The organism is Erythrobacter sp. (assembly GCF_023653175.1).
Lineage (GTDB): Bacteria > Pseudomonadota > Alphaproteobacteria > Sphingomonadales > Sphingomonadaceae > Erythrobacter.
Window position 1 is genome coordinate 25,231 of record NZ_JAMNXL010000013.1, and the last position, 12,772, is coordinate 38,002.

The 12,772-nt window shown below is 67.8% G+C and carries 13 protein-coding genes; 10 read left to right on the forward strand and 3 right to left on the reverse strand.

Translation table 11 applies throughout. The annotated features are described in order from the left end of the window. Positions 1-3 precede the first annotated feature (3 nt). Complete coding sequence (locus tag NBV68_RS03125) at positions 4-1,128, reverse strand: protease modulator HflK (protein ID WP_296307128.1); 1,125 nt, start codon at positions 1,126-1,128, stop codon at positions 4-6. Positions 1,129-1,260: 132 nt separating this feature from the next. On the opposite strand from NBV68_RS03125, the gene NBV68_RS03130 reads away from it, so the two are divergent. From NBV68_RS03130 to NBV68_RS03150, 5 genes are all read left to right on the forward strand, one after another. After that, on the forward strand, positions 1,261-2,268 hold the full coding sequence (locus NBV68_RS03130) for an Mrp/NBP35 family ATP-binding protein (RefSeq protein ID WP_296307130.1): 1,008 nt from the start codon (positions 1,261-1,263) through the stop codon (positions 2,266-2,268). A 3-nt stretch (positions 2,269-2,271) separates the two neighbouring features. Then, positions 2,272-4,557 carry a molybdopterin cofactor-binding domain-containing protein gene (locus tag NBV68_RS03135; protein ID WP_296307132.1) on the forward strand — a complete coding sequence of 762 codons (2,286 nt, stop codon included), beginning with the start codon at positions 2,272-2,274 and terminating at the stop codon, positions 4,555-4,557. Between the two features lie 79 nt (positions 4,558-4,636). Further along, entirely contained in the window at positions 4,637-5,671 is a 1,035-nt protein-coding gene (gene hemH, locus NBV68_RS03140; protein ID WP_296307133.1) for a ferrochelatase, read from the forward strand. Next, a complete protein-coding gene (locus NBV68_RS03145; RefSeq protein ID WP_296307134.1) occupies positions 5,662-6,297 on the forward strand; it encodes a hypothetical protein in 636 nt (211 codons plus the stop codon). The genes hemH and NBV68_RS03145 overlap by 10 nt, the downstream gene beginning before the upstream one ends. Before the next feature lie 92 nt (positions 6,298-6,389). Continuing rightward, positions 6,390-7,817 (forward strand): cytochrome P450, encoded by a 1,428-nt coding sequence (locus NBV68_RS03150; RefSeq protein ID WP_296307135.1) that lies wholly within the window; start codon positions 6,390-6,392, stop codon positions 7,815-7,817. A gap of 6 nt (positions 7,818-7,823) precedes the next feature. On the opposite strand, the gene NBV68_RS03155 is transcribed toward NBV68_RS03150, so the two are convergent. Continuing rightward, the gene (locus NBV68_RS03155) at positions 7,824-7,982 is read right to left on the reverse strand and encodes a DUF1674 domain-containing protein (RefSeq protein WP_296307136.1); all 159 of its coding nucleotides are present in this window, start codon (positions 7,980-7,982) and stop codon (positions 7,824-7,826) included. 55 nt (positions 7,983-8,037) lie between these two features. Here NBV68_RS03155 and NBV68_RS03160 point away from each other — a divergent pair, with 55 nt between their 5' ends. Both NBV68_RS03160 and NBV68_RS03165 read left to right on the forward strand, forming a co-directional pair. Then, positions 8,038-9,294: an RsmB/NOP family class I SAM-dependent RNA methyltransferase gene (locus NBV68_RS03160; RefSeq protein WP_296307137.1), complete on the forward strand. Its 1,257-nt coding sequence runs from the start codon at positions 8,038-8,040 to the stop codon at positions 9,292-9,294. A 9-nt stretch (positions 9,295-9,303) separates the two neighbouring features. Then, on the forward strand, positions 9,304-9,834 hold the full coding sequence (locus NBV68_RS03165) for a hypothetical protein (RefSeq protein WP_296307138.1): 531 nt from the start codon (positions 9,304-9,306) through the stop codon (positions 9,832-9,834). Here NBV68_RS03165 and msrA read toward each other — a convergent pair. After that, complete coding sequence (msrA, locus tag NBV68_RS03170; RefSeq protein ID WP_296307145.1) at positions 9,831-10,376, reverse strand: peptide-methionine (S)-S-oxide reductase MsrA; 546 nt, start codon at positions 10,374-10,376, stop codon at positions 9,831-9,833. The two genes, NBV68_RS03165 and msrA, sit on opposite strands and share 4 nt — an antisense overlap. A 124-nt stretch (positions 10,377-10,500) precedes the next feature. Here msrA and NBV68_RS03175 point away from each other — a divergent pair, with 124 nt between their 5' ends. The 3 genes from NBV68_RS03175 to folK are packed head-to-tail and all read left to right on the forward strand — an operon-like array spanning position 10,501 to position 12,767. Further along, positions 10,501-11,376, forward strand: a complete 876-nt coding sequence (locus NBV68_RS03175; RefSeq protein ID WP_296307141.1) for a methyltransferase — start codon at positions 10,501-10,503, stop codon at positions 11,374-11,376. 18 nt (positions 11,377-11,394) lie between these two features. After that, the gene (gene aguB / locus NBV68_RS03180) at positions 11,395-12,261 is read left to right on the forward strand and encodes an N-carbamoylputrescine amidase (RefSeq protein ID WP_296307143.1); all 867 of its coding nucleotides are present in this window, start codon (positions 11,395-11,397) and stop codon (positions 12,259-12,261) included. 26 nt (positions 12,262-12,287) lie between these two features. Then, a complete protein-coding gene (folK, locus tag NBV68_RS03185; protein WP_296307146.1) occupies positions 12,288-12,767 on the forward strand; it encodes a 2-amino-4-hydroxy-6-hydroxymethyldihydropteridine diphosphokinase in 480 nt (159 codons plus the stop codon). Positions 12,768-12,772: the final 5 nt, after the last annotated feature.

A 12,772-nucleotide genomic window follows, 5' to 3' on the forward strand; every position in this document is an offset into this window, starting at 1 on the left:
ACCTTACTGCCCCTGCTGCTGCTGCGGCGGCGTTTGCGGTGCCGCCTGGGCCCGGCGCTTCAACTCGGGAAGCGGAAGGTAGGGGGTGACATTGCCGGATTCGACAATGGTCTTGTCGGTCTTGGACAGGATCTGCTCCATGGTCTCGTAATAGAGGCGGCGGCGCGTCACTTCGGGCGCGAGCTTGTATTCCTCGTAGATGTTGTTGAATTCGCTCGCATCGCCCTGCGCGCGTGCGAGCACCTGCTGCGCGATCGCGCGGGCGCGGTTGAGATTGGCGTCGGCGTCCTGCTGGGCGCTGGAGACGTCCTTGAAGGCTTCTTCCACCCGGCTCGGCGGGTCGACCTTGTTGATTTCGATCCCCTGCACGCTGATCCCGGAGCGATAGGCATCGAGCCGCGCCTGCATCGCCATGCGCACGTCCTGCTCGATCTCCGCCCGGCCCGCGCCGGTTAGCACCGAATCAAGATCCTGCCGCGCCACCGCCGCGCGCATCGCGGCCTCGCCGATTTCCAGCAGGGCATTGCGCGGATCGTTGAGCTGGTACTTGTAGAGCGTCAGGTCGGCGATGTTCCAGCGGATCAGATAGCTCAGATCGACAAGATTCTGGTCGCCCGTCAGGATCAGTTTTTCGGTCTTGGTGCCGGGCACTTCCTCGAGCCGCACCTGCGTCACGTTTTCCTTCTCGACCAGCTGGATCGGCCAGGGCGCGGTGAGCTTCATGCCGGAATCGAGCGTGCCGGAATACTTGCCGCCCAGCCAGGTCACGATCGCCTGCTCGCCCGGCTGGATGAAGTGGAAGCTCGTCACCCCCAGCCACACCAGCGCGACGCCGCCGAGGATCACCGGAATCCAGCTCTTGCCGTCCGGGCGTTCGGGGAAGCGGAAGCCGGGGCCGCCCGAACCGCCGCCGCCGCCCGCGCGGCGCGGACCTTCGGGGCCGCGGCTCTTGAAGATGTCCTCGATGCTGGCCGAGCGCCGCTTGCCGGGATCGCCCGCGCCGGGGAGCCACGGGTTGCGCGGGCCACCGCTTTCGCCGCCGCCCCCACCGCTGCCATCGCCATCGCTGCCGGGCGTGCCGTCATCCCCAGAACCGCTTCCGCCGCCCCAAGGGTTCTTGCCGGCCATGGTAAGGCCCTTAAGCCCCGCGCCCAGGCGTTCTCTCCAACCGTCCATTCTCTGCATGACCTGTTTATAGGCACGGGTTCCGGCGAAAAACAGGGGTTCGCTGCGTGATTTTGGTGTTAGAGGCGTCGCGTCATGAGCAAGTCAGACATTCCGCCCCGCCAGCCGCAAGCCGAAGAGGCGCTGATCCGTGCCGCGCTGAGCCCTGAAATCAACCACCGCCTGCGTTCTGCGCGGATTGTCGCAGGGCGCGCGGTGATCGTCGCGGAGGCTGGCGATCTGCCTGGCACGGGCCGCGCCGCGCTCGAGGCGGAGATCACCGCCGCGCTCGAAGCCCTCCCCGAAATTGCCGAGGTGCGGATCGCGCTCACCGGCGAGCGCCGCCGCCGCCGGCTGATCGCGGTGGGCAGCGGCAAGGGCGGGGTCGGCAAGTCGACTCTCACCACCAACCTCGCGGTGGCGCTGGCGAAGATGGGCCGCCGGGTGGGGGTGATCGATGGCGACATCTACGGCCCCTCGCAGCCCAAGCTTCTCAAGACCGAGGGGCAGAAGCCCGCCGCCACCCCCGACGGCGCGCAGCTGGTGGCGATCGACAGCCCCTATAACGTCAAGGTGCTCTCGATGGGGCACATCGTTGCACCCGGCAAGGCGCTGGCGTGGCGCGGGCCGATGACGGGCAAGGCGCTTTCGCAACTGGTCGATGCCGATTGGGGCGAAACCGATCTGCTGCTGGTCGACCTGCCGCCTGGGACCGGCGACGTGCAGCTTTCGATGCTCTCGGCCCACAAGCCCGATGGCGCGGTGCTGGTCTCGACCCCGCAGGATCTCGCGCTGATCGACGCTGCGCGCGCCGGGCAGTTGTTCGAGCAGGGCGAGGTGCCGATCATCGGTCTCGTCGAGAACATGGCGGGCTATGCCTGCCCGCATTGCGGCGAGGTCAGCGATCCCTTCGGCTCGGGCGGGGTCGAACGATTCGCCGCCGCGCTCGAAATCCCCTTCCTCGGCCGCGTGCCGTTGACCCTCGCGACCCGCATCGCGGGCGACAAGGGCGAACCCCCGGCCGCGGGCGACGACGAGACCGCAGAGCCGTTCCGCGCCATCGCCGAAAAGCTCGGCCGCTGGCTGGATACGGGCAAGATCTGAGCCATGGCGGTTACCCGGCGCGGATTGCTGGCGGGCGCGGCGGCGGGCGGGGGGCTCGTGGTCGCCTGGTGGCTGATCCCGCGCTCCTACCGCACCCCGCTGGTGGCCGCGCGCGGCGAGCACGTGTTCGGCGCGTGGCTCAAGATCGCGGCGGACGGCGTGGTGACGGTCGCCGTGCCGCAACTCGAGATGGGGCAGGGGATCACCACGATCCTGCCTCAGATCATCGCCACCGAACTGGGCGCGGATTGGCGGCAGATCGCGGTCGAGCCTGCGCCGGTATCGGGTGCCTATGCCAATATCCCGCTCGCGCGCGAATGGCTGGCGCTGTGGGATTCGCACTTTACCGGGCTCTCGCCTGCCACCGACGACCTGCTGGCGACCCGTTTCGCGCAATCGCAGCGCTTCAACGCGACCGCGGGCGGCACGTCGCTTGCCGCTTATGAAATGCCTTGCCGCGAGGCCGCCGCGGCCGCGCGGGCGATGCTGGCGCAGGCCGCCGCGGCGCGCTGGGGGGTGTCGTGGGAGGAATGCGAGGTCGAGAACGGCCTCGTCACCCAAGGCACCAACCGCGCGAGCTTTGGCGAGCTGGCCGAGGACGCGGCAGGCTATGCCCCGCCCGATCCTCCGCCGCTGAAGCCCGAGCCGCCGCGCGAGAAGCCGCTCCCCGCCGATGTCGACGCCGCGCCCGCCTACCCGCGCATCGACCTGCCATCGAAGGTCGACGGCTCGCACCGCTTTGCCGGCGACGTGCGGCTGCCCGGCATGGTGTTCGCCTCGATCCGCCACGGCCCCGCCGATGGCTCGGAGCTCGAAAGCTTCGACACCAAGGCGGCGGCCGGGATCAGGGGGCTCGCCGGGATCCTCCAGAGCAAACGCTGGCTCGCGGTCGCCGCCGACACCTGGTGGAGCGCCGAGACCGCGCTCGCCGCGATGAAACCGCGCTTCCGCACCGCCGCGCCGGTCAACAGCGCCGATATCGCCGCGCGGCTCGACACGCTGCTGACCGCGGGCGAGGCGCATGTGATTGCCGAGACCGGCTTCGGCGGCGATGGGCTCGGACGGGTCGATATCGGGCGGCGCTACGAGGTCGAGCCCGCCTACGCCGCCCCGCTCGAAACCGCGACCGCGACCGCGCGGTTCGAGGACGGGCGGCTCGATCTGTGGATCGCCGCGCAGGCCCCAGAACAGGCCCGCCTCGCCGCTGCGCGCGCCATCGGCATCGCCACCGAGAAGGTCGCGCTCTACCCCACGCCGGCCGGCGGCAGCTTCGACGCGCGGCTCGAGCATGACCATGCGATCGAGATCGCGCTGATCGCCAAGGAGCTTGGCCGCCCGGTGCAGCTGGTCTGGCCGCGCCGCGACGAGCTGATCCGCGCCCGCCCCCGCGCCCCCTACTGGATGCTGCTCGGTGCGCAGTTCGCCAAGGGCGGGCCGGGCATTCCGGGCGGCACCATCGAGGCGATGCGCGTGCGCGTGGCGACCCCTCCGGCGATGCGCGAGTTCGGCCAGCGCCTGTTCGGCAACCGGACCAGCATGGCCGCGATGCGCGACACGGCGGGCCAGCCCGATCCGCTCGCGGTGGACGGCGCGCTGCCGCCCTACACGATCCCCGCCGTGATGGTGGAGCACATCCCCGCCGATATCGGCCTGCCGGTGGGGCGCGTGCGCGGCAATTCGTGGGGGCCGACGATCTTCGCGATCGAAAGCTTCATCGACGAGATCGCGGCCAAGGCGAAACGCGAGCCGCTGTCGTTCCGCATGTCGATGCTCGGGGGCGATGTGCGCCTTGCCGCCTGCCTGCAGCGCGCGGCGCAGCTTGCCGAATGGGACGGCGGCGTCGACCAGAGCGGGCAGGGCCTCGCCTGCGCCCGGCTCGGCGAGGGGCCGGATGCCCCGCGCATCGCCTGCGTCGCGACCGCGCGGCAGGGCGAGGGCGGGGTGCGCGTGGTGCGGCTGTCGGCGGCGGTCGATATCGGACGGATCATCAACCACGACATCGCCAAGCAGCAGATCGAGGGCGGCCTCGTGTTCGGCATCGGCATCGCGCTCGGCAACGCGGTGCGCCTGCGCGCCGGGCTGCCCGAGGCAGTGGGCGAAGACGCGCTCGGTCTCCCCACCCTCGCCGATTGTCCCGAGATGCGGGTGGTGTTCATCGCCAGCGAAGCGAGCCACGCCGATCCGGGTGAGCTCGGCGCGGTGGTCGCGCCGCCGGCCATCGCCAATGCGCTCTATTCGGCGACGGGCTTGCGCCTGCGCCGCCTGCCCCTACTTTCGGACGGCATATGATCCTGACATTTTTGCAACATGAGGCCGGGCCATTGCCTGAGGGCCGGAAACGAAACGCCTGCCGACCGTTAGGCGGGCTATGACCTGGCAGACCCAGCGCCTTCCGGGCGACCATCCTCCTGCAAAAAGCGGCCGCATCGGCGTGCTGCTCGTCAACCTCGGCACGCCCGACGGGCCGGACCCGGATTCGGTCAAGCGCTACCTCAAGCAGTTCCTGTCGGACACGCGCGTGGTCGAGATCCCGCCGATCGCCTGGCAGCTGATCCTGCGCGGGATCATCCTCAACACCCGCCCCCAGAAGAGCGCCAAGGCCTATCAGAAGATCTGGACCGAGCGCGGCTCACCGCTCGCCGACATCACCTCCCGGCAGGCCGAGGCGATGGTCGGGCGGTTCGGTGAAAAGGTGCAGGTCGATTGGGCGATGCGTTACGGCAACCCCTCGATCGAGAGCCGCCTCACCGCGCTGATGGCCGACGGGTGCGACCGCATCCTGATCGCGCCGATGTATCCGCAATATTGCGCCGCGACGACCGCGACCGTGTTCGACGAGGTCGCGCGCGTCCTCAAGAAGATGCGCTGGCAGCCTGCCCTGCGCTTCGTGCCGCCCTATCATGACGAGCCGGGCTATATCGCCGCGCTCGCCGACGATCTGACGCGGCAGGTGCGGGGGCTGACGTTCAAGCCCGAGGTCATGCTGCTGAGCTTCCACGGGATGCCGCAGCAAACGCTCGAGAAGGGCGATCCCTATTACTGCCACTGCTCCAAGACCGCGCGGCTGCTGCGCGAGGAACTGGGGACGCGGCCTGAATTTGCCGGTGTGCGGTTCGAGACCACCTTCCAGTCGCGCTTCGGCCCGGCGGCGTGGCTCGAACCATCGACCGATGCGACGCTGATGGCCGAGGGCGACAAGGGCACCAAGCGCCTCGTGGTCGCCGCGCCTGGTTTTTCGGCGGATTGCGTCGAGACGCTGGAGGAGTTGGCGCTCGAAGGCCGCGACGAATTTACCGAGCACGGCGGCGAGGAATATGCCGTGCTCGATTGCCTCAACACGTCGGATGATGGCCTCGCGATGATCGATGCGATGCTGCGCCGCGAGCTGGCGGGATGGATCTGAGGCGCGCCGCGGCGGTGCTGACGCTGGCGGCGGCCTGCTGGGCCGCGCCTGCTGCTGCTGCCGAAGAAGATTGCGAGCTTCCGCCACCGGATGCCGTCTTCGCTTTGCTCCTGTATTCCTCGGACCGGATGTGTGAGGCTGGCATCTTGCCACTATTGCAGGGTGTGCCGGAGGGTGCGGCGCAGGTGATGCGCTTCACCTTCAACTCTGGCCGCGATCTGTTTTGGCGGACCGTCATCATCACTGAGCTGGCAGATGGCACTGGCCGCCTGGAGGTGGTTGGCGGCGGGTATGGGCGGCGCGGCACGCGCTCGCCGTGGGTGGACATCCGGCCCCTGCGGAAACGGCTTTCTCCCAAGGCGCTCGCCACGATAGCGGCTCTGGCCGACACGTCCGGCACCTTCGATCACGCGGTCGGCACATGGGATCGGGAGCCGGATGGCGAGCCGACGCTGTTCTTGCACTGTCAGACGTTGACGATGGAGCGCGCCGATGCGGCAGGCGTGCGCCGCTCATCGGTCCATATCGGCTGCAACCGGCCCGAAAAGCTCATGCCGCTGGTCGATGAGGTGATCCGGCTCGCGGATATCGGCATGGTGCGCGGCAATTGGGCCGGTTACCGTTGAGCCTTGCGGATTCTTGCCGGAATTGACCGGCCTCATTATTTACACCAAGGTTAGTTGCGAATCCGAACCTTCACCGGAGCATCGAGACAGACATGGCCACCCTTGCCGAAGCCCCGCAGGATAACGAAACCACCGGCGGCAGCGCGCCCTCCGGCGCGCCGCGCCACTGGGGCGAGCAGCGCCTGACCGAGGCCGATCTTGCGCATATTCCGGGCGAGGCGGGTTGGCCGGTGGTCGGCAACACCTTCACCATGCTCGCCGATCCCCACGCCTTTGCCGACCGGATGATCGCCAAGCACGGCAAGGTCTATCGCAACCGCGCGTTCGGCGGCTGGCAGATCGCGCTGATCGGGGCCGAGGCGAATGAGCTCTTGCTGTTCAACAAGGACAAGATCTTCTCCTCCGAACAGGGCTGGGGCCCGATCCTCGACCAGCTTTTCCCGCGCGGGTTGATGCTGATCGATTTCGAGCACCACCGGATCGACCGGCGCGCTCTCTCGATCGCCTTCAAGCCCGAGCCGATGCGCCACTATTCGGGTGCCTTGAACCGCGGGATCGCGCGCGAGGTTGCGGGCTGGGCAGGGCCGATGACCTTTTACCCGGCGATCAAGAAGCTCACCCTCGATCTGGCCGCCGACAGCTTCATCGGCCTGCCGTGGGGGCCCGAGGCCGACAAGATAAACGAGGCTTTCGTCGACATGGTGCAGGCCTCGGTTGCGCCAGTGAGGAAGCCGCTGCCCTTCACCAAGATGAAGAAGGGCGTCGACGGCCGCGCCTTCCTTGTCGACTATTTCACCAGGGAGACGCTGCGGCGGCGCGAAGAGGGCGGCGGGCAGGACATGTTCAGCCAGTTCGCCACCGCGACGCGCGAGGATGGCTCGCTGCTCCCGGTCGACGAGGTGGTCGATCACATGAACTTCCTGATGATGGCGGCGCACGACACCATCACATCATCCGCCACCTCGCTGATCTATCACTTGGCGACCAATCCCGAGTGGCAGGAGAAGCTGCGTGAGGAAATCTTCGCGGTGACCGGCGGCCCGGATGGCGAGGGTAATCCGCGTGCCCTCGATTACGACGACCTCGCCAAGCTCGACCTCACCGAAATGGCGTTCAAGGAATCGCTGCGGATGATCCCGCCGGTCCCCTCGATGCCGCGACGCGCGCTGCGCGAATTCGAATATGGCGGCTACCGCATTCCGGCGGGTGCGATGGTCGGGATCAACATCCACTGGACGCACCATTCGGAGGAATATTGGGAGAACCCCTCCGCCTTCGATCCGCTGCGTTTCACCCCCGACAAGGTGAAGGCGCGGCACAAATATGCCTGGGTGCCCTTCGGCGGCGGGGCGCACATGTGCCTGGGGCTCCACTTTGCCTATATGCAGGTCAAGGTGCTGATGGCCCAGCTGCTCCAGCGCTACCGCATCGAGGCGGCGGCGGGCTACAATCCCGAGTGGCAGGACTGGCCGATCCCGCAGCCCAAGGACGGGCTGAAGGTTTCCTTCGTTCCGCTCTGAGCAATTTCAAAAATCGACCGCGATGCCGTCCTTTTCCCAATCGCCGTAGCGGGTGGGGGAGAGGGTTTCGGCGTTCTCCACGGGCTTGGGCGCGGGCACCGGATCATTGGTCCAGTGGGCGGGCTTCTTGAAGTCCTTCGCGGCTTGCGACTTTTCTTTGGTCATGCCCTTCCAAATGCCCATGCTGGCGCTTTGTTTCAAGGAAGGTTAGGGGTGCGGGATGGCACTCCCCCCCGGACTTCCCGTTAGACGCGCGGCCCTGCGCCTCCTCGATGCCGTGTTCCGGCGGGGCGAGACGCTGGAGCAGGCCGAGACCGCTGCGCTCGGCGATGTCCGCAAGGCCCCTGACCGTGCGCTGGCGAAGGCGATCGCGGGCGAGACGCTGCGCTGGCTGACCGACCTCGACAACCTCATCGATTCCGCCACCAAGCAGAACCTACCCGATGACGCCAAGGCGCGGATGGTGCTGCGGCTGATGCTTGCCCAGACGCTGCGGCTGGAGACGCCGCCGCACGCGGTGATCGCCACCGGACTGCCGCTGCTCGCGGGCGGCCCGCGCAGGCTGGCGCATGGGGTGTTTGCCGCTCTGGTGAAGCCGGGGCGGAGTGTCCTGCCTGAGGCCCCGACATTGCCCGAGCGCGTGACCGAGCGTTGGGGCGCGGACAAAGCCGCCGCCATCGCGCCGGGCCTTGCCTTCCCGCCCGAACTCGATCTGGCGTTGAAGGACGCCGCCGAGACCGAGACCCGCGCCGTGGCGATGGGCGGCGTCACCTTCGGCCCCGGCCATGTCCGCCTGCCGCGCGGCGCGGCGGTGGAGAGCCTTGCAGATTACAAGGCGGGCGATTGGTGGGTGCAGGATCTCGCCGCTTCGATCCCGGCGCGGTTGCTGGGTGACGGTGCAGGCCGACACGCGCTTGACCTGTGCGCCGCACCCGGCGGCAAGACGATGCAGCTGGCAGCAAGCGGGTGGAACGTCACCGCGCTCGACAGCTCTAAACGGCGGCTGGAACTGCTGAAGGACAACCTCAAGCGCACCGGCCTCAAGGCCTCGCCGGTGCGCGCCGACGCGCTGACGTGGGAGCCCAAGCACCGCTTCGACGCAATCCTGATCGACGCGCCCTGCACCGCGACCGGCACCTGCCGCCGCCACCCCGACGTGCTCCACCGCATCGGCAAGGGGCACGTGGCGGAGATGGTCGATCTGCAACACAGCCTCGCCGCCAAGGCCGCCGTATGGCTGAACCCCGGCGGGGTGCTGGTCTATGCGGTGTGCTCGCTCGAGGCCGAGGAGGGCGAGGAACAGGGCGCTTGGATCAACGCCGAGCTGGGCCTCGCGCCAGCCCCGATCAAGGCGGAGGAACTACCCGCAGGTCTCACTCCGACAAGCGAGGGCTGGCTGCGCACACATCCGGGGATGCTGGCCGAGCAGGGCGGGCTGGACGGGTTTTTCGTGGGCCGGTGGAAAAAACCGCTGTAGGATCAAGCCATGCGGATCATCGTCGCCATCCTGGCATGCGCTCTGGCATCCTGCGGCCCGAACCTCGGCACGCATCGGCTGGTATCGGCGCGCAGTGCGAGCGAACTGCCCGCCGCGGTTAGCCATTCGCGCCATGATCCGGGATATGTCGTCCTGACTTTCGACACGAATGCAGACATCAACGCCGATAACATCAACGCGCTCTATGCCGAGGCCCGAGCTTGCGACGGCTCCGACGCTGGCAGGATGACCGCTTTCGGCCCCTTCACGGACACTGTCGCCCCTCAAGACTTACCGCTGCGCGGCGACCGCGCGGCAGTGTCGCGATACCTCGTCTATCTTCCCGTGACAGGCGAGGTCTGGGGCGATCGGGGGAAGGATGGCAAAACCCCCGTCATCGGAACATTCGACCTCGCCACAAACACGCAGGACATCTGCTTCAATCTGGAGCACACCGGTTACCCTGCGGCCACACGAACCGGCATGGTCCGTGTGGCCGCACTGGTCCTCAAGCGCGCGATCGGCGCGCCAGCGCCTTAGCTCTTCACATACTTCTGAAAGCTCTTCCGCAGCTTCATCAGCTTGGGCGGGATCACCGCGAGGCAGTAGGGGTTGCGCTGGCCTTCGCCGTCCCAGTATTCCTGGTGGTAGTCCTCGGCGGGATACCATTCCGCCGTCTGCGCGCCGCCCGACAGGCCCTCGATCGTGGTCACCGCAATCTTGCCATGATCGGCATTCCACCGCGCGATCGCGGCCTTGGCTTCCTCGCCCTGCTCGTCCGACAGCGGGAAGATCGCGCTGCGATACTGCGTCCCGACGTCGTTGCCCTGACGGTTCAGCTGCGACGGATCATGCGTGCCGAGGAACACGTCGAAGATCTCGGCCAGCGAGATGACCGCGGGGTCGAAGGTCACGCGGATCCCCTCGGCGTGACCGGTGGTGCCGGTGCACACTTCCTTGTAGGTCGGGTTCGCCTTGGTGCCGCCGATATAGCCGCTCTCCACCAGGCTCACGCCCACGACATCGCGGAACACCGCTTCGGTGCACCAGAAGCACCCGCCTGCAATGATCGCCGTATCCATGTTGCTCATCGAATTCTCCGTTGCTTTGTGCCAGAGATAGGTCAGCAGCCTGCGATTGCTACCTCGCGGCGTCTATCGTCGCGGCACCGCAGGTTCTTTCAATCTCCCGGGAGAGTTACGCGCCATGAAGAAAATCATCCTCGCCCTTGCCGCCGCAAGCGGCATCGCCCTTGCTGCGCCCGCCTTTGCCGATCACCACGTCGCCGGCGAAGTCGACGATGCGCACATCAAGGATACCGCGCATTTCATGAAGATGCACGGGGAGCAGCTCTCGGCCGCGATCCAGCATCCCACGCGCAAGGAAGACTCTGCGCGCGACGCCTTCCGCCACCCCGCCGAAACCCTCGCCTTCTTCCATGTCGGCCCCGAGATGAAGGTCGGTGAATATGCGCCGGGCGGCGGGTGGTATTCGCGCCTGCTCGGCCATTATCTGGGCGGCGACGGGCAGCTGGTCGGTCTCTATGCCAACCCGCTCACCGCCACGCCCGATGCCGAGCGCCAGCAGCGCATCCGCGCCCAGGCGGCAGGCTTCGGCGCGGAAGTGGCGGGCTACACGGGCCTCGCGGCCGAGAAGTTCAGCGGCCTCACCCTCGACAAGGCAGCCGAGCAGAAGGGCACCTTCGACCGCATCCTCGTGATCCGCGCGATGCACAACATCATGCGCGCCGGCACCGCCGACACCGAAATCCGGGCGATGCGCGAGCTGCTCAAGGACGGCGGGTTGATCGGCATCGTCCAGCACCGGGCCAAGGCCGATGCGCCATGGTCCTACGCCAACGGCACCAAGGGTTATGTGAAGCAGCAGGACATCATCGATTTCATGCGGCTCAACGGCTTCGAACTGGTCGCCGCGAGCGAGATCAACGCCAACCCCAAGGACACCGCCGATCACAAGGAAGGCGTGTGGGAAATGCCGCCCGTGCTCGCCACCAAGCGCGAGGACCTGAAGGGTCTTGGCGAAAGCGACCGGATGACTCTGCTGTTCAAGAAGGCGATGTAATGAGTTAGGGGCGGCGGCATGACCGCTATCACCGTCGCCGCCCTTCAGCTCGCCTTGGGTTCCGAGGACGAAGCTACCAACATCGCCGCCGTTTCTGCGCTGGTGGAAGAAGCCGCCGCCAAGGGCGCGCAGCTGATCCTCCCGCCCGAGCTGTTCTCCGGCCCCTATTTCTGCCGCGAGGAGGACGAGGCGCTGTTCGCCCTCGCCCGCCCCACCGCCGAGCATCCCAGCGTCATCGCAATGCAGGCGCTCGCCGCCAGGCTCGAGGTGACGATCCCGACCAGCTACTTCGAGCGTGACGGGCACCACTACTACAACACCCTCGCGATGATCGGCCCCGATGGGGCGATCATGGGCACCTATCGCAAGAGCCACATCCCCGACGGCCCGGGCTACGAGGAAAAATACTATTTCCGCCCAGGGAATGACGGCTTCAAGGTGTGGGACGTGGCCGGCGAGGGCGGGGCGAAGGTGCGCATCGGCGTCGGCATCTGCTGGGACCAGTGGTATCCCGAAGCCGCGCGCGTCATGGCGCTGCTCGGCGCGGAGCTGCTGATGTACCCGACCGCGATCGGTTCCGAGCCCTATGACGCCGATCTCGACACCAGCCGCATGTGGCGGCGCGCAATGATCGGCCATGCGGTGTCGAACTGCATGCCGGTGGTGGCGGCGAACCGGATCGGCAGCGAGTGCGGGCAGCGCTTCTACGGCCACTCCTTCATCACCGACGAGTGGGGTGATTACCTCGCCGAATATGGCGCTTCCGAGAGCGGCGTGCTGATCGCGCGGCTCGATCTTGCCGGCGCGGCCACGCACCGCGCCGGCATGGGCTTCTTCCGCGACCGCCGCCCGCAGCTCTACGGCCGGATTTCGCAGGACATCTAGGCCTGTCCAGCACCTACCTCGTCGCGCTGGGCAGCAACCGGCGGCACGCCTTCTATGGCGCGCCGGAGGGCGTGGTGCGGGCAGCGATGGATGAGTGCGCCGCGTTTGGCACCGTCACCGCCCGCTCGCGCATCATCCAGACCCCGGCGATGGGCGCGGCGCAGCGCCGCTTCGCCAATGCCGCGCTGGTGCTGCAAAGCGAGCTCGATCCGCCCGCGCTGCTCGCCGCCTTGAAGCGCACCGAGCGCGAGTTCGGCCGCCGCCCCGGCCAGCGCTGGGGCGACCGGGTGCTCGATTGCGACATCGTGCTGTGGAGCGGCGGCGCGTGGCGGTCCAAGGGCCTCACGATCCCGCACGCCGCCTTCGCCGCACGCCGCTTCGTGCTGGGCCCCGCCTGCACCATCGCCCCCGATTGGCGCACGCCCCCGTACGGGCTGACCCTCGCCCACCATCAAGCCCGCTTGACCCGCCCGCGCCCCCTGCCTAGGGGAGCGCCCTTCGCGTAGACGCG